General features: G+C 71.1%; 23 protein-coding genes, 1 tRNA gene and 1 pseudogene. 16 read left to right on the top strand and 9 right to left on the bottom strand.

Features of this window, described 5'->3' with window-relative positions; translation table 11 throughout:
- Positions 1-46: 46 nt before the first annotated feature.
- Entirely contained in the window at positions 47-1,444 is a 1,398-nt protein-coding gene (locus tag OJ997_RS28655; RefSeq protein ID WP_270028768.1) for an AlbA family DNA-binding domain-containing protein, read from the bottom strand.
- Positions 1,445-2,067: 623 nt separating this feature from the next.
- Between OJ997_RS28655 and OJ997_RS28660 the strand changes: the two genes are divergently transcribed.
- Both OJ997_RS28660 and OJ997_RS28665 read left to right on the top strand, forming a co-directional pair.
- Positions 2,068-2,493, top strand: coding sequence for a helix-turn-helix domain-containing protein (locus tag OJ997_RS28660; RefSeq protein WP_270028769.1), 426 nt, complete (start codon positions 2,068-2,070; stop codon positions 2,491-2,493).
- Between the two features lie 318 nt (positions 2,494-2,811).
- Positions 2,812-3,138 carry an N-terminal phage integrase SAM-like domain-containing protein gene (locus OJ997_RS28665; RefSeq protein ID WP_270028770.1) on the top strand — a complete coding sequence of 109 codons (327 nt, stop codon included), beginning with the start codon at positions 2,812-2,814 and terminating at the stop codon, positions 3,136-3,138.
- Between the two features lie 62 nt (positions 3,139-3,200).
- Here the strand turns inward: OJ997_RS28665 and OJ997_RS28670 are convergent.
- Positions 3,201-3,274 (bottom strand) — tRNA-Thr (locus OJ997_RS28670).
- Between the two features lie 58 nt (positions 3,275-3,332).
- Here OJ997_RS28670 and OJ997_RS28675 point away from each other — a divergent pair.
- Positions 3,333-5,606: a sensor domain-containing protein gene (locus tag OJ997_RS28675; RefSeq protein ID WP_270028772.1), complete on the top strand. Its 2,274-nt coding sequence runs from the start codon at positions 3,333-3,335 to the stop codon at positions 5,604-5,606.
- Here the strand turns inward: OJ997_RS28675 and OJ997_RS28680 are convergent.
- Both OJ997_RS28680 and OJ997_RS28685 read right to left on the bottom strand, forming a co-directional pair.
- The gene (locus tag OJ997_RS28680) at positions 5,603-6,502 is read right to left on the bottom strand and encodes a GDP-mannose 4,6-dehydratase (RefSeq protein ID WP_270028773.1); all 900 of its coding nucleotides are present in this window, start codon (positions 6,500-6,502) and stop codon (positions 5,603-5,605) included. The two genes, OJ997_RS28675 and OJ997_RS28680, sit on opposite strands and share 4 nt — an antisense overlap.
- Before the next feature lie 90 nt (positions 6,503-6,592).
- Positions 6,593-7,123: a hypothetical protein gene (locus OJ997_RS28685; RefSeq protein ID WP_270028775.1), complete on the bottom strand. Its 531-nt coding sequence runs from the start codon at positions 7,121-7,123 to the stop codon at positions 6,593-6,595.
- Between the two features lie 68 nt (positions 7,124-7,191).
- Here OJ997_RS28685 and OJ997_RS28690 point away from each other — a divergent pair, with 68 nt between their 5' ends.
- The 5 genes from OJ997_RS28690 to OJ997_RS28710 are packed head-to-tail and all read left to right on the top strand — an operon-like array spanning position 7,192 to position 11,113.
- Positions 7,192-8,856 carry a 1-acyl-sn-glycerol-3-phosphate acyltransferase gene (locus tag OJ997_RS28690; protein WP_270028776.1) on the top strand — a complete coding sequence of 555 codons (1,665 nt, stop codon included), beginning with the start codon at positions 7,192-7,194 and terminating at the stop codon, positions 8,854-8,856.
- A 12-nt stretch (positions 8,857-8,868) separates the two neighbouring features.
- Complete coding sequence (locus tag OJ997_RS28695; RefSeq protein WP_270028778.1) at positions 8,869-9,429, top strand: RNA polymerase sigma factor; 561 nt, start codon at positions 8,869-8,871, stop codon at positions 9,427-9,429.
- Entirely contained in the window at positions 9,426-9,800 is a 375-nt protein-coding gene (locus tag OJ997_RS28700; RefSeq protein ID WP_270028779.1) for a hypothetical protein, read from the top strand. Before OJ997_RS28695 ends, OJ997_RS28700 begins: the two co-directional genes overlap by 4 nt.
- Positions 9,801-9,809: 9 nt before the next feature.
- Positions 9,810-10,403 carry an RNA polymerase sigma factor gene (locus OJ997_RS28705; protein ID WP_270028781.1) on the top strand — a complete coding sequence of 198 codons (594 nt, stop codon included), beginning with the start codon at positions 9,810-9,812 and terminating at the stop codon, positions 10,401-10,403.
- Positions 10,400-11,113: an anti-sigma factor gene (locus OJ997_RS28710; protein WP_270028783.1), complete on the top strand. Its 714-nt coding sequence runs from the start codon at positions 10,400-10,402 to the stop codon at positions 11,111-11,113. Before OJ997_RS28705 ends, OJ997_RS28710 begins: the two co-directional genes overlap by 4 nt.
- Here OJ997_RS28710 and OJ997_RS28715 read toward each other — a convergent pair.
- Positions 11,081-11,713, bottom strand: coding sequence for a TetR/AcrR family transcriptional regulator C-terminal domain-containing protein (locus OJ997_RS28715; RefSeq protein WP_270028785.1), 633 nt, complete (start codon positions 11,711-11,713; stop codon positions 11,081-11,083). The two genes, OJ997_RS28710 and OJ997_RS28715, sit on opposite strands and share 33 nt — an antisense overlap.
- A 39-nt stretch (positions 11,714-11,752) precedes the next feature.
- Here OJ997_RS28715 and OJ997_RS28720 point away from each other — a divergent pair.
- The 3 genes and pseudogenes from OJ997_RS28720 to OJ997_RS28730 form a co-directional block, all read left to right on the top strand.
- A pseudogene (locus OJ997_RS28720) lies at positions 11,753-12,451 on the top strand (ABC transporter ATP-binding protein); the annotation flags it as partial.
- 65 nt (positions 12,452-12,516) lie between these two features.
- Positions 12,517-13,254, top strand: coding sequence for an ABC transporter permease (locus tag OJ997_RS28725; protein WP_270028788.1), 738 nt, complete (start codon positions 12,517-12,519; stop codon positions 13,252-13,254).
- A 35-nt stretch (positions 13,255-13,289) separates the two neighbouring features.
- The gene (locus tag OJ997_RS28730) at positions 13,290-14,093 is read left to right on the top strand and encodes a rhomboid family intramembrane serine protease (protein WP_270028790.1); all 804 of its coding nucleotides are present in this window, start codon (positions 13,290-13,292) and stop codon (positions 14,091-14,093) included.
- On the opposite strand, the gene OJ997_RS28735 is transcribed toward OJ997_RS28730, so the two are convergent.
- Entirely contained in the window at positions 14,090-14,974 is an 885-nt protein-coding gene (locus OJ997_RS28735) for an ABC transporter substrate-binding protein (protein WP_270028791.1), read from the bottom strand. The genes OJ997_RS28730 and OJ997_RS28735 overlap by 4 nt on opposite strands.
- Between OJ997_RS28735 and OJ997_RS28740 the strand changes: the two genes are divergently transcribed.
- A complete protein-coding gene (locus OJ997_RS28740; protein WP_270028792.1) occupies positions 14,973-15,215 on the top strand; it encodes a 4a-hydroxytetrahydrobiopterin dehydratase in 243 nt (80 codons plus the stop codon). The two genes, OJ997_RS28735 and OJ997_RS28740, sit on opposite strands and share 2 nt — an antisense overlap.
- A 70-nt stretch (positions 15,216-15,285) precedes the next feature.
- Complete coding sequence (locus OJ997_RS28745; RefSeq protein WP_270028793.1) at positions 15,286-16,608, top strand: hemolysin family protein; 1,323 nt, start codon at positions 15,286-15,288, stop codon at positions 16,606-16,608.
- 351 nt (positions 16,609-16,959) lie between these two features.
- Here OJ997_RS28745 and OJ997_RS37895 read toward each other — a convergent pair whose 3' ends face one another.
- Positions 16,960-17,751 (bottom strand): 3-hydroxyacyl-CoA dehydrogenase family protein, encoded by a 792-nt coding sequence (locus OJ997_RS37895; protein ID WP_270028794.1) that lies wholly within the window; start codon positions 17,749-17,751, stop codon positions 16,960-16,962.
- A gap of 123 nt (positions 17,752-17,874) precedes the next feature.
- On the opposite strand from OJ997_RS37895, the gene OJ997_RS28755 reads away from it, so the two are divergent.
- The gene (locus OJ997_RS28755) at positions 17,875-18,567 is read left to right on the top strand and encodes an FHA domain-containing protein (protein WP_270028795.1); all 693 of its coding nucleotides are present in this window, start codon (positions 17,875-17,877) and stop codon (positions 18,565-18,567) included.
- A gap of 173 nt (positions 18,568-18,740) precedes the next feature.
- Entirely contained in the window at positions 18,741-19,688 is a 948-nt protein-coding gene (locus OJ997_RS28760; RefSeq protein ID WP_270028796.1) for an acrylyl-CoA reductase family protein, read from the top strand.
- Here OJ997_RS28760 and xseB read toward each other — a convergent pair whose 3' ends face one another.
- Positions 19,689-19,910, bottom strand: coding sequence for an exodeoxyribonuclease VII small subunit (gene xseB, locus OJ997_RS28765; protein WP_270012471.1), 222 nt, complete (start codon positions 19,908-19,910; stop codon positions 19,689-19,691).
- Positions 19,911-19,975: 65 nt separating this feature from the next.
- Here xseB and OJ997_RS28770 point away from each other — a divergent pair, with 65 nt between their 5' ends.
- Positions 19,976-21,079 carry an HD-GYP domain-containing protein gene (locus OJ997_RS28770; protein WP_270028797.1) on the top strand — a complete coding sequence of 368 codons (1,104 nt, stop codon included), beginning with the start codon at positions 19,976-19,978 and terminating at the stop codon, positions 21,077-21,079.
- On the opposite strand, the gene OJ997_RS28775 is transcribed toward OJ997_RS28770, so the two are convergent.
- On the bottom strand, positions 21,076-21,707 hold a 632-nt coding region (locus tag OJ997_RS28775), incomplete at its 5' end, for an exodeoxyribonuclease VII large subunit (protein WP_270028798.1). The two genes, OJ997_RS28770 and OJ997_RS28775, sit on opposite strands and share 4 nt — an antisense overlap.

A 21,707-nucleotide genomic window follows, 5' to 3' on the forward strand; every position in this document is an offset into this window, starting at 1 on the left:
GGATAGCGACGCCTAAGGCTGACCACGGAGTAGGCTGTCTGCCGCTTCATCCGCGGCGGAGAACGCCAGCGATCTCCTGCGAATAGATGATTGGATCGGGCTCGAAGTCGAACGCGGCATACAGCGGCCCGACAAGCGCCTGCGCGATCTCCGGCAGCGTATTCGGGATGGCGTCGTACGCGACTGCGACGAGCCCCGTCGCCTCGTCCTGCATGCTCGTGTAGAACGGACCAATCATCCGTCTGCCGCTCGCCCAGGTTGAGAGCTTGCGGCCGTGGAGCCCGCGCCAAGTCATGCGCAGGTGCACCTGCGCTCCCGCGTCTGCAAGATGCGCGCCGAGGCGGTGAGCATGCAGAGCCAGCTCGCCCGCTCGAAAGATCGGGATTGTGATGTCCAGCAGCTCGCCGGGAGGTAATTCTCCTTCGATTTTGCTGTCGTCCTGGTAGCCGCGCAACAGCATCAGACGGCCGGCAGGATGAGCGAGCCAGTAGTCCGAGTGAGCGCCGTCGTCGAAGACCTGATCGTCGTTGAGGAAGCACTCGAGCATGCCATCAACGACCGTGACCCGCTCCGGCATACGGCCGTCCGGGACCATCCACATCGGCCAACCACTTTCGTGGCCCTCAACCTCGTGCAGGATTCGCTTGAGTACGGTGAGTGCTTGTGGCTCCGATGCGTTCTCGATCGCGTAGCCGCACGAGTAGACCCCGTAGCGAAACCGGGATTCGTTCATCGGCCCGTCCACCTCAGCAACGAGTTCCGTCAACCGGTGAATGGCGAACGTCTCGAGTTCCGTAAGCCGTTCTTGAGGCCCCATCTCGGCCGGGCCGGGAGCTAGGGCCTCGCGGAGAGCCTGCGGGCCACCCATCGTCCGAGCGATCTCGCGGAACATGTCTGCCAACGTCTCTCGCTGCGCGCGCATGCAGCGAGAAATCACCGCGTCCCAGTCAGCCGCGTCAGCGATCGGGGCGCTCTGAGGCCCAGGTCGGCGCGTGTAATAGACGTTGTCGCGCAGTGCATGGCCGGTCGGTCCTGCCGCGCGGGCACGAACGGGGACCCGATGCCCACCCGGAACATCGATGACCACATAAGGGTTGCCAGCTCGGTCCGTCAAGTGGTGCGTTGCGACTTCGAAGTTCGGATCGGCGTACTTGCTGACGATTGCGTTGATGGCATCAGCTGAATAGCCGCCGATGTCGTACGGACACTGCCCCGACGGAACCCAGCCGTCGGAACGCTCGCTCGCGCCGACAATAAGCCATCCTCCTCCGTGATTCGCGAGCGCCAGGATCTCCTTCGCGAGCGTGGCCTTCCCGACGTTGTCGGTCGTGAGGTCTAGCCATTCCTTCAGCTCGACGTCGAGCGTCTCGCGTGGTGTCTCTATCAGTACCTGGAGGTCCGCAAGCGCCTCGCCAGACGTCCACTGTCGGTCCTGACTGGTCAACGCGCACCGGCCCCTTAGTGTGAGCGGATCGTGGCGGTCAGCGACCAATCGATCTTGGATGGCTTCGGTGCATCATCCGGGAGAGCCAGCGACCACTCTGCAACGCGCGCGGCCCTCAACTCCGGATACTCGCCAGAGCACAGTTGAAGCTCTATAAGCGCGCGCAGCTCATCCACGTTGGCCAGCGTGGGCGTCGCGGACGCTCGAAGCGGAATCCCTTCTGGCTCCCAGAGGACCGGTAGTCGTAGCTCGATTGTGACTTGGTTCTCAGCTGACACATCGGCGTCTGGCGCGAAAGCGTTCGGGCGGCGCACGGACCGGACAGCTTGCACCTTGAAACCCCACGGGACGAGGTCCGGCCTCTCGTGCTCCAGAAATTCGCCTACCCGTGCGAGGAGCCTACGTGCACCGGATTCCGCCATGGTCGGACTCACGGTGCGATCGTACGCCGACGGCCGGCGGAACACCGGCGATGGTCGCTCGCGCTACCCGTCCTCGTGCCGGAAGCGCGCCCTAGGGCGCCATCGGAAGTCGCGTGTCGGTGCTTGGGCCGCAAGGCCACCGTGCCATCGAGCACGAAAGAACCTGGGACAGGCCGACTGCTCCGCCTCCTAGTGGTGACGATGGCGAATCACCACAACAGCTCAATCAGGGAGGAACTCGTACGCCTCGATCCCGAGAGCGTGCGTGCGGTCGCGCTGGCGGTCGCGGATCTGCTTCGCGCCGAGGACGGGACGGCGCCGGAGACGCTGCTCACGCCGTCCGAGGTCGCGCTGCGGTACGGGGTCTCTCGCGCGTGGGTGTACGCGCACGCGAGGGAACTCGGTGCCGTGCGGCTCGGGGCCGGTCCGAAGGCTCGGCTTCGATTCCACGCTGAGCGCGTCGAGGAGGCCCTCGCCACGAACTCGACACGCGGCCCGGCGGCCAAGGGGAGAGGGACCGTCCCGACGAACGCACGACGAGTCGCCGCCGAGCACGCTTTCGACGCTGGGATTGATGACCTTCCCGACGCGTGGCGCGACGCGGCTTGTTGCGCCGTCCGACGGTGAGCGGACGCATCCCGTCTCCCTCTTCTGGTCGCTTCGGGTCCGTCCGCGCTGGCGGTAAGTTCGGAGCGTCCTACACGAATCCGGGGCGCTGCGAACGCCTCGCAGGGAAGGAGCCGCAATGGCAATCCGTAGGAGGTCGGGCTGATGGCCAGACCAGCTACGGGGCAGGTGATCGAGCGAGCCGGGAAGGCGGACACGTCCTTTGCGCTTCGCTTCTACACGCCGACCGGGGAACGCCGGCAGGTACGACTCGGACGAGCGTCCGAAGGATGGACTCGGCAGCGAGCCAGTGAGGAGCTGCAAGCCGTTCGGGCGGACTTGCGGCGCGGGATCACGAATCCGCTCGCCCAGGCGCCCGAGGAGACGAAGCCGGTGCCGTTGTTCGCGGTCTTCGCGCACGAGTGGTTCGAGGGCGTCCGCGGCGAACTCCGGCCGAGCACGGTCTTGGACTACGAGTGGCAGATCACGGCGCATCCGCTCCCGTTCTTCGGGGCGATGCCGCTGTCTGCGATCAGCGTCCAGGACGTCGATCGCTACCGGCAGGCAAAGGTCCGCGAGGCCGAGAAGCGGCGCCAAGCCGTCGACAAGGGCACGCCGCTTCGCGACAAGGACGGACGGATTCTCCGCCCGCTCAACGCGACATGAAGCACCCGGCCCAAGTGGCCTGATTCCCCGCAAACCCGCCTGCACAGCGGTGTTCCGGTGAGAGCCGGAGACGGGATTCGAACCCGTGACCTACCGCTTACAAGGCGGTTGCTCTGGCCAGCTGAGCTACTCCGGCGGGGAAGGGCAGTGTAGGGATCGCTAAGGCGCTCGCGCATATGGCCGATTAACGGATCGTGACCGTTCCTGCTGCCTTAGAGACCGAACGTGGATCGGCGCTGGAGGCCCTGGTCGACGCAGCCTCGGGCATCCTCGCGGCGGATTCGCTGGACGGGACGCTCGGGCGGATCGCGCATCACCTGCGCGCGCTGTTGCGGTACGACGATCTGACGGTGTACGAGATCGACGAGGCGGCGGCGCTGCTGCGGCCCGTGTTCGCGGTCGGGAACTGGGTGGACGAGGTGCTCTCGGACCCGATTCCGCTCGGGACCGGTGTCACGGGGTGGGCGGTGAGCCATCGGCGGACGCGCAATGTGCCGAACTCGGTCGAAGAGCCGTTGTGCAACGTGGTGGGCGGGACGCCGGACGACGCCGAGGCGTTCGTGTGCGTGCCGTTGCTGGCGCGTGAGCGGGTGGTCGGTGCGCTGAACGTCTATCGCGGGATCGACAGCGCGGCGTTCAGCACCGAGGAGGTCGAGCTGGTCGAGCGGTTCGCGACGATGGCCGCGCTCGCGTACGACTCGGCGCGGCAGCGGGAGACGCTGCGCGAGCAGGTGCAGCGGGACGGGCTGACCGGGCTTTTGAATCATCGCGCGTGCCATGAGCGGCTCAACGCGGCGCTCGCGGACGGCGACGGCGCCGTGGCCGTGGTGCTGATCGACCTGGACCACTTCAAGGTCATCAACGACACGCTGGGGCATGCGGAGGGCGACCGCGTGCTCGTCGCGTCGGCCGAGCGGCTGTGCAGCGCCGTGCGGGTCGGTGACGTGGTCGGCCGGATGGGCGGCGAGGAGTTCGTGCTGATCCTGCCGGGCGCCGACGCCGAGGCCGCCGAGGACTGCGCCGAGCGTGCGCGGGCGGCGCTTGGGGAGCTCACTGTGCACGGTCGTCCCGTGGCGGCGTCGGCGGGGGTCGCGGCCGCGCCGACCGACGGGCGCGAGGCGGCCGTGCTGCTCGAGAACGCGGACGCCGCGCTGTACTGGGCCAAGCGCTCGGGTCGAGGGCGGACCGTGCGCTACGTGCGGGGCGCGATCCGGCCGGAGTCCGAGCAGCGCAACGAGATCGCGGCGCTCCTCGAGAGGGGCACGGCCGCGATCGAGATCGTCTTCCAGCCGCTGGTGGAGCTCGCCACGGGCCGCGCGGGCGGGTATGAGGCGCTCGCGCGGATCGACGTCGAGCCGCGCCGGGGGCCGGACGAGTGGTTCGCGCAGGCACATCGCGTCGGCCTGGGCAACGACCTGGAGGCGCTCGCGCTGCGGGCCGCGCTCGAAGTGCCCGGTCGCCCCGACGGCGCGTTCCTCGCGCTCAACGTCTCGCCGCGCGCGCTGCTCTCCAAGCCGGTCCAGGACGCGCTGCCGGCGCAGCTGACCGGCATCGTCGTCGAGCTCACCGAGCACGAGGTCTTCGGCGACGAGGACGAGCTGGACGCGGCGCTGGCGGACCTGCGCGCCCGCGGTGCGCAGATCGCGCTCGACGACGCCGGCGCGGGCTATGCGGGCCTGCAGCAGATGATCCAGATCGCGCCCGACATCCTCAAGCTCGACCGCACGCTCGTGCACGGCGCGCACGCTGACAGCTCACGGCAGGCGCTGCTGGAGGCGCTGATCGGCTTCGCGTCCTCGACCGGCGCGGCGATCTGCGCCGAGGGCGTGGAGGACCTCGACGACCTCCGGGCGCTCGTCGCGCTGGACGTCACCTACGCGCAGGGCTACGTCCTCTGCCGTCCGGCGCCCGAGTGGCCGCAGCCGGACGCGGCGGCGACCGCCACCAGCGCCTCGCAGATCCGCGCGGGCCTCCGCGTCGCGCTCAACCCGCGTGGCGGCTCAGGTGCGTTCGCCCGCGGGCTGGCCGAGCTGTCCGACGAGCTCGCGGCGGCCGAGACCGTGTGGGACCTGGGCGCCGCGAACTCGCGCGCCGCGCACCTGCTCGGCGCGGACGAGCTGTCGATCATGCTCGTGCACGGCGACCACCTCGAGCAGATCTCCGACGAGTGCGACGAGGCCGGTGAGCGCTGGCCGATCGCCGACTTCCCCGCCAGCCGCTACGTGCTCGACGCCGGCATCCCCGGCCAGATCGTCGCCGGCGACGCCGCGGGCGACCAGTCCGAGCTGGAGGAGCTCGCCCGCATGGGCTTCGCGACCGCGCTGCTCGTGCCCGTCACCTACGGCCGCACACCGCGCGCCCTGCTCGAGGTCTACCGCATCCGCCCGCAGGCGTTCACGTCCCGCGAAGTCGACCGCGCCCGCGTGCTCGCCCAGCAGTTCGGCGCCGCGCTCGACCGCTTCACCTAGGCGCGAAAGCTCGCCAACGCGTCGGCGAGCGTGCGCTCGAGCGGGATCTCCGGGGTCCAGCCGGTGGCCGCGTGGAGCTTGGAGGCGTCGCCGCGGATCTCCATGACCTCGTGGGCACGGACTCGTGATGGGTCCACGGTGTGGTCGACGGGCACGCCCGCGATCTCGGCCAGGCCCGCGACGAGCTCGCGGGCCGAGCGGGTGACGCCCGAGCAGACGTTGTAGACCTCACCCGACACGCCGTGCTCCGCCAGCAGGCGATAGGCGCGGACGATGTCGCGCACGTCCGTGTAGTCGCGGCGCGTGTCGGCGTTGCCGGTCGCGATCCGGATCGGGTTCTCGCCCGCGTCGAGCCCGCGGGCGATCTGCTGCGCGAACGCCGCGATCGCGTAGATCGGCTCCTGGCCTGGACCGGAGTGGTTGAAGGCGCGCGCGTGGATCACCTTCAGGCCGTACGCGTCGGCGTAGAAGCGCGCGGTCAGCCCGCCCGAGGCCTTCGACACCGCGTACGGGTTCTGCGGGCGCAGCGGGTGGTCCTCGGTGGTGGGAACGGTCTCCGGCGGCCCGTACTCCTCGCCCGAGCCGACCGAGATGACCGTGGCCTCCGGCGCCTCGAAGCGGACGGCGTCGAGCACGTTCGCGGTCACGGACACGTTCGCCGCCAGCGTGCCCAGCGGGTCGTCCCACGACTGGCCGACGTGCGCACGGGCGGCGAGGTGGTAGACGACGTCGGGACGCGCGTCGGCGACGAGCGCGCGCGCGACGGCAGGGTCGCGCAAGTCGGCGGCGGACGACGGCGGCGCCGAGACGACAAGATCGCCCGCGGCCTCGCACGCGGCGACGAGATGGGAGCCGGCGAAGCCACGCGCGCCGGTGATGAAGACGCGCCGGCTCACGCGGCGAGGGAGGAAGAGGGGCGTGTGGCGGCGGGGCGCGCGGCGACGTGCGGCGCGACCGGCGCCGGGTTGAAGTCGGCCATGCGGGGCCTAGTTGAGCGAGACGACGTACTCGGCGGAGCCGTGGCCGTTGGAGGCCGCGGCGGCGGGATCGATCGGCTGCGGCTCGGAGTCCGGCGGGTTCAGCCGTCGTTCCAGCTCGCCGAGGACCGCGCCGAACAGCACGTGGCGCCAGGTGGCCTGCGCGAACGCGCGACCGGAGCCCCACAGCTGCGGCAGCTCGTCGCCCGCGGGGTGCAGGCGCGAGAGCGCGGCCGTGCCCGGCCAGGTCGCGAAGTGCTCGGCGATCCCGGCGAGCGGCCCGCGCAGCACGCCCGGCACCGGCAGCCCGCGCGCGGCGTTCGCGTACAGCGCGCCGAACATCGCGCCGTTCGCGAGGTGCATCGCGAGCCCGATCGGATAGGCGGCGCGGCCGTTGGTGACGAAGCGCCCGAGCAGCTCCACGTCGTCGTACTCGACGTCGAAGACGCGCTGGTCGAGGGGCTGCTGGGCGGCCCACACGGCCGCGGCGGCGGCGCCGGCGAGAGCGCCTCGGAGGGTGCGGGTGCGGTCGACGGCCATGACTCGACTGTAACGCGCGCAACGGCAACGGTGTACGAAATCGGCGAGGAGGACGGCTACCCCACCCTATGGATCACTCACGTCTGCACACACGCGCCCGCACGAAGGGCGTCAACCCGATCGTCTACTGGCTGATGCGCGCCTGGGTCCAGCCCTTCGCGCACGTCTACTGGCGGCTCTCGCGCATCGGTCGCGAGCACGTCCCGCAGAGCGGACCGGTGATCTTCGTCTCCAACCACCGGTCGTTCATCGACCCGTTCATCATCGGCCTCTGCAGCCGGCGCCCCGTCTACTACGTGGCCAAGCAGGAGCTGTTCCACAACAAGGCGCTCGGCTGGTTCCTGTCCAGCCTCGGGGCGTTCCCGGTCCGCCGGGGTGAAGCCGACGGCGACATGATCGACACGGCGAAGGCGATCCTCGAGCGCGGCGACCCGGTCCTGATCTTCCCCGAGGGCACGCGCACGCGCCCGGGCGCGCTCGGCAAGCCCAAGCGTGGCGTCGGCCGGCTCGCGCTGGAGACCGGCGCGACCGTCGTCCCCGTCGCGATGATCGGCACCGAGTCGATCCGCAAGGGCTTCAAGATCCGCCCGCACAAGATCCGCGTGCGGATCGGCCAGCCGCTGAACTTCCCGAAGACGGAGACCGTCACGGGCCCGCTCGCCGCGGCGGTCACGGACCGCATCTGGCCGAACGTGATGCTCCAGTGGGAGTGGCTCGGCGGCCTGCCGCCGCTCCGGCGCGCCGCGGTCATCGGCGGCGGCTCGTGGGGCACCGCGATCGCGGTCATGCTCGCCCGCTCGGGCATCGACGTCGACCTCGGCTGCCGCACGAAGGCCCAGGCCGACCTGATCAACGCGACCCGCGAGAACGACCGCTACCTGCCGGGCGTCCAGCTCGCCACCCGCATCAACGCCGTCCGCGCCGCCGACCTCGAGCTCGGCCGTCACGACCTCGTCGCGTTCGCCGTCCCCGCCGCCGAGCTGCCGCAGGTCGTCGCCGCGCACGCGTCCAAGCTCGCGCCGCGCACGGGTGTGCTCGTGCTCAGCAAGGGCCTCGTCCCGCCGCTCGGCACGCTCCCGTCGGCGTTCGTCGCCGAGCGCACGCAGTCGTGGGCGGTCGGTGTCCTGGGCGGCCCGGCGCACGCCGCGGACGCGCTGTCGGACGGTGCGAGCCTCGTCCTCGCCGCCAAGGATCCGTCCTTCTCGCGCCAGCTGTCGGACGCCCTGCAGGCCGCCGGCCTGCAAGTCACGCCGACCACCGACGTGATCGGGGTGGAGCTCGCAGGCTGCGCGAAGAACGCCGCCGCGCTGGCCGCGGCCGCGGCGGCCGGCAACGGCCCGAACGCGGCCGGCGCCGCCGCCGGGAAGGTGTTCGCGGAGGTCGACGCCTTCGCTCGCGCGTCCGGCGCGCAGCCGGAGACGTTCGCGGGCCTGGCCGGCACCGGCGACCTCGTCGCCACCGTGCTTGCCGAGGGCTCGCGCAACCGCCGCGCCGGCGAGCTGCTCGCGCAGGGGATGCCGGCGGAGGAGATCGGCGCCGCGATCGGTCAGACCGCGGAGGCCGTCGACACGGTCCCGCTGCTCGCCGCCCGGCTCAAGGAGGCCGGCGTCGACGCGCCCGTCCTGCGCGGCCTCGCGAGCATGATCGAGGGCAAGATCGAACCCGACCGCTGGCGGGCCTCGATCACCGCTCCGAAAAAGGCGAAGAAGGCGCAGCGGGCGAAGGCCGCGTAGTGTCCGTGCCGGATGGCCACAGCACCACCGGACAAGGCCAGGCTCGACGCCGACTTCAGCGAGCTCTACAAGGCGCACCTGAAGGACGTCTACTCGTACGCGTACTACCGCGTGGGCAATCACCACGACGCGGAGGACCTGACCGAGCAGACGTTCCTGCAGGCGTACCGCCACTTCGCGCGCGCCCAGCAGGAGTCCGACGGGCGCCCGCTGCGGCCGTGGCTGATCCGCATCGCGCACAACCTGGCGGCGAACTACTACCGCGACCGCTCGCGCCGGCCGCAGACCAACATCGACGACGCGGGGGCGATCAGCACCCCGCACACGACCGAGGGGCTGGTGCAGGACCGCGACGATCTGGCGCGGATCCTGCGCGGCGTCCAGCAGCTCCCGGACGACCGCCGCGAGGCGCTGATCATGCGCTTCGCGCTCGGGATGGACAACCGCGAGATCGCGCGGGCGCTGGACCGCACGGACGGCGCCACGAAGGTGCTGATCCATCGCGCGATCCGGCAGCTGGAGGAGATCGTGCAGGCTGACGAAAACGGAAACGGACAGGACGGCAGGCAGTGAGCACACCGTTCCCGGACATCGAGGCGCGCCTGCGCGCGGCCCTCTCACCCGTCGAGCCCCCGGTCCACATGCAGGAGCGGCTCGAGACCACGCTGGACTCGATCGTCGAGCTCGCGGCCGACGAGCTGGAGTCGTGGGAGCTGGAGGCGATCAAGGACCCACGGAACTGGCCTCGCGCCGCGGTCGGCCCCGCGGCTGCGGTCGTCGTGGGCGGCGGCGCAGCGGTCGGCCTCGTGCTGCTCAGGACCCAGCGCAAGCGGCACAAGCGCAGAGCCGCGTCACGCGGCGCGCGGGACCTGCTCGCACGCACGCTCAAGGACGCCGGGCGCGAAGCGCTGAAGGTGTTCGACGACTTAGCGCCAAGACGCTGATCCAAAGTCATGGCTCGCGCGCAGACCGACCACATGGACGTCCGCGCATTCGCCGACGAAGACCTCATCCCGATGATGGCCCGGGGTGATGCCCGGGCGTTCGAGACGCTCTACGAGCGCCACTCGGGCGCCGCGTACTCGCTCGCCTACCGCATGGTCGGCAAGCAGGCGCTGGCCGAGGACGTCATCCAAGAGGCCTTCCTCAACCTCTGGCGCTCCGGCGCCCACTACGACCGTGGGCGCGGGTCCGTGCGCACGTGGATCCTCGGGATCGTCCACCACCGGGCGATCGACGCGCTGCGACGCAACTCGGTGCACGCCAAGCGCCGCTCGGACGACGACACCGCCGCCGAGCGCCTGGAGTCGCCCGAGCGCGTCGAGGAGGACGTGGCCCGGCGCGACGAGGCGAGCATCGTGCGCGGCGCGATGGACGTCCTGCCCGCCGACCAGCTCAAGGTGATCGAGCTCGCCTACTTCGGCGGCTTCACCCATACGGAGATCGCCGACATGCTCGAGTCGCCGATCGGCACGGTCAAGGGCCGGATGCGGCTCGGCCTGAAGAAGATGCGTGAGGCCCTGGCACACGGGGCGGTGGAGGCATGAACGTGGGTCCTGATCACGAGCGCTGGGCGGATGCCGCGGGCGTGTACGTCCTGGGCGCGCTGCCGACGGACGAGTGCGCTGCCTACGAAGACCACCTCGCCGCCTGCCCGACCTGCCGGGCCGAGACGGAGGAGCTGCGCGTCGCCGCACAGGCGCTGCCGCTCTCCGCACCGGCGATGCGCCCGCCGCCGGCGCTCAAGTCGCGGATCATGGCCGAGGTCGAGCGCGAGGCGGAGCTGCTCGCGAGCGCGAGCGGCGCGCCCCGGCGTGCACCGGAGCCCAAGCGCCGTCGCTTCAACTTCAGCCTGCGTGGGGTGATCCCGGCCGTCGGGCTCGCGTGCGCGGCCCTGGTCGCCGGCGCCTTCGGGGGCGCGGCGCTGTTCGGCAGCTCGAGCCCGCAGACGATCCCGTTCGAGTCGACGATCTCCAACACGTCGGCCGAGCTCGAGATGACCGACGACGGCGCGACCATCGTCGCCAACAACCTGCCGCTCCCGCCCGAGGGCAAGGTCTACATGGTCTGGATCCAGAAGCCCGGGCAGGCGCCCGAGCCGACGTCGGCGCTGTTCACGCCCCGGCGCGACGGCTCGGCCACGGCGTCGGTGACGGGGGACATGGACGCGGTCGAGACCGTGCTGGTCAACACCGAGCCGATCGGCGGCTCGACCACGCCGACCTCACAGCCCGTCCTGACCGCCAGCGTCTCGTAGCGACTCCAGCCCGCGGACGAGCAGTTCGAGCGCCCACTCGAAGCGCTCGTCCAGATCACCGGCCACGAGCTCGTCGGCCAGGCCGGTGATCACCGGGAACTGCTCCGGCGGCAGCGAGCTGAAGACCCCGCGCATCTGCTCGATGTCCGGCGCCGGCATCGACTCCTCGTAGGCGAACGCGCCGACGTAGAGGCTGAACATGTCGGCGGCGTACGCGATCACCTGCGCGGGCAGCGCCGCGGCCGCCAGCACGGCCAGGTAGCGCTCCAGGACGGGGAGCGCGTTCGGCCCGCTCGGGATCCGGCCCATCGACAGCTGGGCGGCGTCGCGGCGGCTGTTGAGCAGCGTGCGCGTGGCGCGCGCGAGGTCCTTGACCTGCTCGCGCCAGTTCTCGGGGTCCGGGTCGGGCACGACGTTCTCGCCGACGATCCGGTCGAGCATCAGCCCGAGCAGCTGCTCCTTGTCGCCGACGTGCCAGTAGAGCGTCGCGGCGCCCGCGTCCAGCTCCTGCGCGAGCTTGCGCATCGAGATCCCCTGCATTCCCTCGCGTTCCAGGAGCGCCAGGGCGGCGTCGACGATCTTGTCGCGGGAGAGCGCCATTTGACAGCGACAGCGTAGTCGACTAGAACACTGTTCGAGATGACTCGTACAGTGTTCGAGAAGGCGATCGAGGCGGTTGGCCTCGTCAAGCGCTACGGCGAGGTGCAGGCCCTTGACGGGGTCGACCTCGAGGTCGAGGCCGGGACGGTGTTCGGCCTGCTGGGGCCCAACGGGGCCGGCAAGTCCACGACGGTCCGCATCCTCACCACGCTCTCCCGGCCCGACGCCGGGACCGTGTGCGTGGCGGGCGTGGACGCGCTGCGGGACCCCGTCGGCGTGCGGCGGGCGATCGGCGTCGTCGCGCAGAAGCACAGCGCCGACCCCGACGCGACCGCGCGGGAGAACCTGGTGCTGCAGGCCGAGCTCTACGGGCTGCGCGACCGCTCCCGCGTGGACGAGCTGCTGGAGCGGTTCGGCCTGCAGGACGCCGCCGATCGGCAGGCGAAGACCTACTCGGGCGGGATGATGCGGCGCCTCGACGTCGCGATCGGCCTCATCCACACGCCCAAGGTGCTGTTCCTCGACGAGCCGACCACCGGCCTGGACCCCGAGGCCCGCGCCGACCTGTGGGCCGAGATCGAGCGGCTCGCGCGCGAGGAGCGGATGACGATCCTGCTCACCACGCACTACCTGGAGGAGGCCGACCGGCTCGCTTCCCAGATCGCCATCGTCGACCGCGGCCGGATCGTCGCGCGCGGGACGCCGGACGAGCTCAAGGCCGAGCTGCGCGCCGAAGCCCCGAGCGACGAGCCGGTGTCGCTCAACGACGTCTACCTCAAGCACGCCGGACGGGCGGTGGCGGCATGACTGCGGTCCGGCAGAGTTGGCAGGTGTCCCTGCGCTACTTCCGCGTGCTGCTGCGCCAGCCCGCGTTCCTGCTGATCACGATCGTCCAGCCGCTGATCTGGCTGCTGCTGTTCGGCGCGCTGTTCAAGGCGGTCACGCAGATCCCGGGCTTCGGCGGCAACGGGAGCTACCTGGACTACCTCACGCCCGGCATCGTCGTGATGCTCGCGGTGTCGTCGGCCGGCTGGACCGGCATGGGCTTCATCGAGGACATCAACAGCGGCGTGATGGACCGCCTGCTCGTCACGCCCGCCTGGCGCGGCGCGTTCAACGTGGGCAGCGTCGCGCAGTGCGTCGTGTCCGTCGTGCTGCAGACGCTGCTCATCATCGGGCTCGCGCTGCTGATGGGCGCGGAGATCGCGCACGCGGGCGTGCTGCTGCTCGTCGCCGCGCTGCTCGCGGCCGCGTTCGCCTCTTTGAGCAACGGGCTCGGCGTGCTCACGCGCCAGCGCGAGTCGCTGATCGGCGCCGTCTCGCTGCTCCTGCTCCCGCTCACGTTCCTGTCGAGCGCGCTGATGCAGCTCAGCCTCGCGCCCGGCTGGATCGAGACCGTGGCCAAGTTCAACCCGGTCGACTGGGCCGCCGTCGCCGCGCGCGACCCGGACCTGCTGCGGATCGGGCTGCTCGCCGCGCTCACCGTGCTCTCAGGCTGGTTCGCCACCCGCGCGTTCGCGATCTACCAGCGGTCGTTGTGACTTCCTAAAGGAACCGCTGCTAGCTTCGCTCACCGATGGCCACCTGCTACCGCCACCCCAATCGTGAGACGGGCGTCTCGTGCTCGAACTGCGGGCGCCCGATCTGCCCGGACTGCATGACGCCGACGCCCGTCGGCATGCGCTGCCCGGAGTGCTCGCAGCAGAAGACGCAGGTGCGCAACCTGCGGTCGATGAACGTCGAGCCGATCGCGACGTACATCCTGATCGCGATCAACGTGATGCTCTTCGTCGGGGTGCAGTCGAACCCGTCGATCGAGATCGACCTCGCGCTCATCAGCGAGAACATCTACGGGCAGCCGGTCGGCGTCGGTGACGGCGAGTGGTGGCGGCTGATCTCCTCGGGCTTCCTGCACACCGAGATCCTCCACCTCGGCCTGAACATGCTCGCGCTGTTCTGGCTCGGGCGGATGATCGAGCCGGCGCTCGGCCACGCGCGGTTCCTCGGCATCTACTTCGCGGCGCTGCTCGCCGGCTCGTTCGGCGCGCTGCTCCTGGACCCGGACGCCCTCACCCGTGGTGCCTCGGGCGCGATCTACGGCCTGCTCGGCGCGGCGATCGTGATGGCCCGCAACCGCAACATCGACCTGATGCAGTCGGGCCTGCTGCCGATCCTCGGCTTCAACCTGCTCTTCACGTTCGTGGTCGGCGGCATCTCCATCGGCGGCCATATCGGCGGGCTCGTGGGCGGCCTCATCACGGCCTTCGTGGTCGAGGAGCTCGCGCGGCGCCGGCGCAACGCGACGCCGATCGCCGTGGGCTTCTGCGCCGTGTTCGCCGTCGCCGTGGGCGTGGCCACGGTCCTGATGGTCTCGCCCTAGAGCACTCGCACGCCGCCCGGGGGCTCGGGGACGCGGTCCGGATGGAGCGCGTGGCCGAGCCACTCCAGGCCGTCGACGAGCCGCGGGCCGGGGCGGGAGAACCAGGCGGACGCGTCGCCGACGACGATCCGGTCGGCGCCCAGCGCCGCCAGCTCGTCCGCGTAGTCGGCCGCCTCCCGCGCGCCGCGCTCGACGTCGTAGCCGCACGGCGCGACGATCACGACCTCCGGGCGCGCCGCGGCGACCTGCGCCCACGTGCGCTGCTCGGACGGCTCGCCCGGCAGGCCGAGCAGGTCCACGCCGCCGGCGTGCTCGATCAGCTGCGGCACCCAGTGACCGCCGACGAACACCGGGTCCAGCCACTCGAGCATCGCGACACGGACGTGCCGCTCGTGGCGCACGGCGAGCCGGACGCGGTCGATCCGCGCCGCGGCGTCGTTGACGAGGTCCACGCCGGCGTCCTTGCGGTCCGTGGCCTGGGCGAGCGTGCGCACGTCGCCGAGCACCTCGCCGAGCGTGTGCGGGTCCAGGCTGACGATCTCCGGCACCGGGTCCATCCGCGCGGCGATCGCGCGCACGTCGTCGACGGAGACCGCGCAGACGCTGCACAGCGCCTGGGTGACGATCAGGTCGGGCTTCAGGCGCCGCAGGCCGGGCTCGTCGAGCTCGTAGATCGAGCGGCCCTCCTCGGTGAGCGCGCGGACGGCCGCGTCGATCTCGGCGGGTGCGAGCCCGGGCGGGAGGACGTCGCGCGTGACCTTGGGTAGGTTCAGGGCGTCCAGCGGGTAGTCGCACTCGTGCGTCACGGCGGTGACGTCCGGGCCCACGCCCAGCGCGAACAGGGTCTCGGTGGCGGACGGCACAAGGGAGACGATGCGCATGGCCTCAGACGCAGTATGGCGGCAGGAAGGTGAGTCGCTGGTGCGCGACTACGAGTTCGAAGACTTCAAGGCGGCGATGGCGTTCGTGAACCGCGTGGCGGACGCCGCGGAGGCGGCGAACCACCACCCCGACATCCTCGTGCACGAGTGGAACAAGGTGCGTTTGACGCTCACGACCCACTCCGAAGGTGGGCTGACCGACAACGACCACAAGATGGCGGAGCGCATCGACGCGCTGTGAGTGGGGTATTCTCCGCGAGTCGCCCCTTGATGACCGACGACGAAGACCCCTCCCGAAGTAGGGAGGACGGATGATCGCCCTGCTGCTGCTGGCGGTCCTCGTCCTCATCCTCCTCAACGCGTTCTTCGTGGCCGCCGAGTTCGCCCTTGTGCGCTCGCGCAAGGCCCACCTGCAGACGGACGCGGACGAGGGCAAGAAGGGCGCCGCGACCGCGGTGAACATGATGGACGACCTCTCGCGCTACCTGAGCGCGGCACAGGTCGGCATCACGCTCACCTCGCTCGGCCTCGGCTTCCTCGGCGAGCCGGCGATCGGCTCGCTGATCGAGGACGTGATCGGCGAGGACGTCCCGCACTGGCTCTCGACCCTCATCTCGGTCGGCCTCGCGTACCTGATCACGACGTCGATCCACATCACGCTCGGCGAGCAGGTGCCGAAGATCTACGCGATCCAGAAGGCCGAGCCGGTCGCGCGCTGGGTCGCGCGGCCGCTGCTGATCTTCACCCGGATCTTCTCGCCCTTCATCAGCGCCCTGAACGCGACCTCCAACGGCATCCTGCGGATGGTCGGCGTCAAGACGGCGGGACAGCTCAACGAGGGCGAGTCGCCGGAGGAGCTGCGGGTGCTGATCCAGGAGTCCGTCATCGGCGGCAAGCTGGACCCGGGCGAGGCGGGGATGCTCACGGGCGTCTTCCACCTGCACGAGCAGCAGGCGCGCCAGGTCATGACGCCCGCGCCGGCGGTCATCACCGTCGACACGAGCGAGGACGTGGAGACCGCGCTGCGGCGCTGCGTCTCCAGCGGGCACACGCGGCTCGTCGTCACCGAGGACGAGAACCGCGATCGCGTCAAGGGCATCGTGCACTCCAACCAGCTCGCGCAGCTGCTGCTCACCGAGGGGCCGCGCGCCACGCTCGACGGCCTCGTGCGCGAGGTGCCGATCGTCCCGGAGACCAAGCCGCTCGACGACCTGCTGGCCGACCTGCAGCGCGCGCGCTCGTCGCTGGCGGTCGTGATCGACGAGTACGGGCGCACCGCCGGCATCGTCACCGTCGAGGACATCATCGAGGAGGTCGTCGGCGAGATCGACGACGAAACCGACCCGCAGGGCGGCGAAGTTCGCAGGCTCGCGAACGGCGACTGGTTCGTCCGCGGGCACGTCGCGATCAACGACCTCATCGACTACGGGCTCGAGCTGCCGGTGGACTCGGACGCCTACAACAGCGTCGGCGGCTTCGTCTTCGGCGAGCTGGGGCGCCTGCCCAAGCGCGGCGACACCGTGGTCCACAACGGCTACTCGATCCGCGTCGAGTCCGTTCGTGAGAACCGGATCGAGGCCGTTCGCATCCGCGATCGGCACGTTCCGAAGGCCGAGTCGAACGTCCAGTCCTGAAATGAAACTGCGTGACGAATTGCACTTTCGTCTCTGACGCGCTACCTTCCCGCCAGCCAACTTGCCGCTCCGGCGGTTGAGGAGGAGAGAGAGGGAGATCCTGGGGAGGATCGACCGAGTAAGCACGCAGCGCCCGGGCTCAGGGGAGCGAGACCCGGGCGCGACGTGTTTAACGGGTCAGTTCGCCGTGACGATGCCGGCGCGCGACCAGCCCTTTAAACACTTACGGCCGCCTCAGGGGAGCGAGGCGGCCGAAAGTGGTTCTGGAGGAGGGGTGCGATGAGAAGATCGTCGCGAAGCAGATGCTCCCAACGCGATCTCAATCGTAGCTAAACATTCCCTCGATGTAAATCAATATGTGTGGAAGCCGCGTCCGGTCTTGCGGCCGAGCGCGCCCTCGGCGACCAGCCGCTCGATCGTCTCGGGGATCTCCACGTCGATCGTGCGCCCGATCGCGGCGCTGACGTCGAGGCCGACGAGGTCCAGCAGCGCGAGCGGACCCATCGGGTGGCCGGCGCCGAGCCGCATGCAGGTGTCGACCGCCTCGGCGCTGAGCTCCGTGCGCTCCATCAGGCGCACCGCCTCGAACAGGAACGGGAACAGCAGCCGGTTGACGACGAACCCGGGCGTGTCCGGCACCTCGACCGCGGTCTTGCCCAGCGCTTCGCACAGCTCGTGCGCGCGCCGGCGGGTCATGTCGTCGGCCTCGGGCGGGAACGCGAGCTCGACCAGGTCCATCTTCGGCACCGGGTTGAACACGTGCAGGCCGACGAAGCGCTCGGGGTGGCCGCTCGCGTGCGCGAGGTCGGTCACCGGCAGGCTCGAGGTGGTCGTGGCGAGGATCGCGTCCTGCGGGACGTGCCCGTTCAGGCCCTGCCAGAAGGCGGCCTTGGTGTCCGGGTCCTCCACGATCGCCTCGACGACGAACGTGGCGTCGCTCAGCACGTCCGGGTCACGGCTGACGGTCACGTTGCCGTTGACGTGCGCGCCGAGCTTCTCGCAGATGGAGTGGACCTTCGCCGTCGCCCGGTCGCACGAGGCGTCGGAGCGCGCGAATACGGTTACCTCGCCTCGCGTGGCGGCGACGGCCGCCAGGCCGCATGCGATGGCTCCGGATCCCGCGATGGCGAGGCGCTCCGACACTGGGTTCTCTCCTTCGTTGACTCGTGAGTCAATCTGGATCGTAAGGCCTGGGCGCTATGGTCGTGTGACGAACCGCACGGACTTGCCGTAAGCGTTCGTGCGGCGTAGGGTCACCCTCAACCCATGGAGCCCTTGACGCTCGGCAGCAGGACACCCGAAGAACACGAAGAGCGCCAGGCAGCGGTCGATCGTGGGGTGCCCTTCCTCGTGTTCCGTGACGGCGACGGTCGTCAGCGCATCTTCAACCTCGAGGCGTCCACGGACTCGGTGACGGTCGGCCGCCGCTACGAGGCGGACATCTCGCTGCCGTGGGACCCGGAGGCCTCGCGCCTGCACGCGGAGCTGTCCTACCGCGCGGGCGAGTGGACGATCTGCGACGACGGCTGGTCCCAGAACGGCACCTGGGTCAACGGGCTGCGGCTCGCGGGCCGGCGCCGGCTGGCGGACGGGGACCTCGTGAAGATCGGCCGCACGATCATGGGCTTCCAGCAGCCCGGCGTCGGCGGCCCCGGCCCGACCATGGTCGAGGCCGAGCTGTCCTCCACGCCACGCTTCTCCGAGCAGCAGCAGCGCATCCTGCGCGCGCTCTGCCGGCCACTGTTCGCCGACGGCGACGGGTTCAACCCGAACTCGGACCTCGAGGTCGCCGAGGAGACGGGCGTCGACGTGGACATCGTCACCCAGGAGCTGGACCTCCTCGCCCGCCTGTTCGGGCTCGAGGACATGCCGCGCCCGGAGCGGCGCGCGGAGGTCGCGCTGCTCGCCGTGCGCTCCGGCCTCGTCGGTGCTGACGAGGGCGGCGGCACCCAGGCGTAAGTGGCCGCGGCCGCGACTCGCCGCATTCCGGCGGGTCCCGCCCGCCGCTGCGCGCGCCCGGCGGGCGCACACGTGCCACCAGCATGCTCGCGCCCACCGGGCACACGCAGCGACGGCCGTTACTGCCACCGGCGATGCGCCGGCCTCGCGGCCGCGACCACTAGCCTCGCCGTATGCGGGCATTCGTTGCGGAGAAGACGGACGACGGGGTCACGCGCGCGGTGCGCGAGGACTTCGAGCTGGACTCGGACGGCGACGTGGTCGTCGACGTCGAGTTCTCGAGCGTGAACTACAAGGACGGGCTGGCGACGATCGCCAAGGGCCAGGTGGCGCGGATCTCGCCCCTGGTGCCGGGGATCGACCTCGCGGGGGTGACGTCTGACGGCGCGGCGGTGCTGGCGCACGGCTACGACCTGGGCGTCTCCCGCCACGGTGGCTACGCCGAGCAGGCGCGGGTGCCGTCGGAGTGGCTCGTGCCGCTTCCCGACGGGCTGAGCGCGCGGCAGGCGATGGCGATCGGGACCGCGGGCTACACGGCGGCGCGGTGCGTCATGGCGCTGGAGGCCGCGGGGGTGACGCCGGACGGTGGACCCGTGCTCGTGACGGGGGCGAGCGGCGGCGTGGGGTCCACGGCCGTCGACATCCTCGCCGCTCGCGGCTACGAGGTGGTCGCGTCGTCGGGCAAGGACCCGGCGTGGCTGCGCGAGCTGGGCGCTTCCGACGTGATCTCGCGCGAGGAGGCGGCGGGGGATGCCTCGCGGCCGATGGAGAAGTCGCGCTGGGCGGGCGCGGTGGACTGCGTCGGCGGGGCGACCCTGGCGGGCGTGGTGCGGTCGTTGAAGTACGGCGGCGCGGTGGCCGCGTGCGGCAACACGGGCGGCATCAAGCTCGAGGCGACGGTCCTGCCGTTCATCCTGCGGGACGTGTCGCTGCTCGGGGTCGACTCGGTGCAGACGCCGATCGAGGCGCGGCGCGAAACGTGGGCGCGGCTGGCGACGGACCTGCGGCCGCCGCACCTGGACGAGGCGATCACGCGCGAGATCGGGCTGGACGGGCTAGAAGAGGCGTTGAGCGCGGTCCTGCGCGGGGAGCTGCAGGGGCGGACCGTGGTGAAGCTCTAGCTAGGCCGCTTCGAGGCGGGCGACGAGCTCGTCGAGGCGCAGCTCTTCGAGGCCCTGGCCGACCGCTTCGAGCTCCGCGGCGCAGAACTCGACGAGCCCGCGACCCTCCCGACAGAGATCCAGTGTTTCGCGCAGCCCGGCCTCCCCGGAGTCCAGGCGAGCGATGATCGCCTCCAGGCGCGTGCTGGCGGTCTCGTAGGTCAGCGTGTCCTCTGCGGCCATCCAATTGACCCTAGCGGGGGGATCGGCGGGTAAAGAGCAGCGTTCACGCGCCGATGTACCGGGGCGTGCGTTTGATTCCATCCCGCAAGATCCGCGACGGCGTAGAGCTGGCGCGGGACGTGGTGGCCGGCCCTCCAGGGACGGCACCACTGCTGCGGGCGGGGGTCAAGCTGTCCGCGCGCTACGCGGTCCTGCTCCCGAAGGCGGGTGTGGGATCGGTCTGGATCGAGGACGAGCTCGGCGCCGACATCGACGTCACGGAGCCGTTGACGCCCGAGACGCGAGCGAAGGTACACAAGGCCACGGCCGGCGCGCTGAGCGCCGCCAACACCGCGCTGCGGTCGGGCTCCGGGATGCCGCGTGAAGTGGTCGAGTCGCTCGGCGACGTCGCGGGCTCGATGGTCAACGACCTGCTCGACTGCCCCGAGGCCGCGCTCGCGCTCGAGGACCTCGGCGCCTTCGACGACTACACGCACAAGCACAGCGTCCAGGTCACGCTGCTCGGGCTGCTGATCGCCCGCCGCGTCTGGCAGACCGAGGGCTGGATCGACTACCGCGGGCGCCGGCGCTTCGACCGCATCGAGGACCGGCTGCGCAAGCTCGGCCTCGGGCTGCTGGTGCACGACGTCGGCAAGCTCGCCGTCCCGCCCGAGATCCTCAACAAGCCCGGCCGCCTGACCGACCCCGAGATGGAGATCATGAAGGGCCACGCGATGGCCGGTGTCGAGCTGCTGCGCCCCGCCGACCTGTCGCCGCTGTCGCTGTCCGTCGTGCGCGACCACCACGAGCGCGTTGACGGCTCCGGCTACCCGGAGGGCCTCTTCGGCTCGCAGGTCCAGGAGTTCCCCCGCATCGCCGCCGTGGCCGACGTCTTCGACGCCGTGACCAGCCAGCGCGTCTACAAACCCGCCGCGCCGCCGCACGTCGGCGTCCGCGTCATCCGCGAAGGCTCCGGCACCCAGTTCTGCCCGAGCATCGTCCGTCACTTCCGCGCGGTCGTCATGCCGTACCCCGTCGGCCACGAGATCACCCTGCCCGACGGTCGCGCCGGCGTCGTCGCGAGCGTCTCGATCGACGACCCCGACTCCCCGACCGTGCGCGTGAAGGGCCCGGTCGGCGTCGAGGAGCTCGTCGTCGACATGACGGTCGAGCGCGCGAAGGTCGCCTAGAAGAGGCGCACCGTGTCGTCCTCGGCGGCGCGCCCGGCCGCCGTGGCGGGCTTCGGCGCGCGCAGTCGGCGCGCGACGGGCGCGGGCTCGTCGCCGGCCGCCACGATCTCGCCGCCCGTCTCCGCGAGGTCGTCGCCGTGAACGGCCGCATCGAGAGAGGGCGTCTCGTCGCGCGCCCGCGACTCGTCCGCCGCGATTATCGCGTCGGCTGGCGTGCCGTCGTCGTCCGGCCGCGTGGGCGCGGCCTCGTCGGGCGCCGCCTCGGGCGCGTCGCCGGCCGCCACGGCGTCGTCACCCGGCGGCGCGGGCGCGGCGGTCTCCGGGCGGGCCGTGATGCGGCCGTCGTGGAGGCGGATCGTGAGCGACTGCTGGTCGCGGGCGGCGGCCGCGGTCGTGATCGGCTCGCCGTCGGCGTCCTCCAGCAGGGCGTAGCCGCGTTCCAGCGTGCGTTGCGGGTCGTGGGCGGCGAGCGTGCCCAGGATGCGGTCCAGGTCGCGCCGACGGCGCTCTAGGGCGGCCGCGGAGGCGCGGTCGAGCGTCGCCGCGTCCGCGCGGGCGCGGCCGGTGGCGCGCTCGGCGCCGAAGGCCGCGGCGGTGGCCTTGCGGGTGAGGGCGGCGGCGCGCTGCT

This window comes from Solirubrobacter phytolaccae (assembly GCF_027587195.1).
Taxonomy (GTDB): domain Bacteria; phylum Actinomycetota; class Thermoleophilia; order Solirubrobacterales; family Solirubrobacteraceae; genus Solirubrobacter; species Solirubrobacter phytolaccae.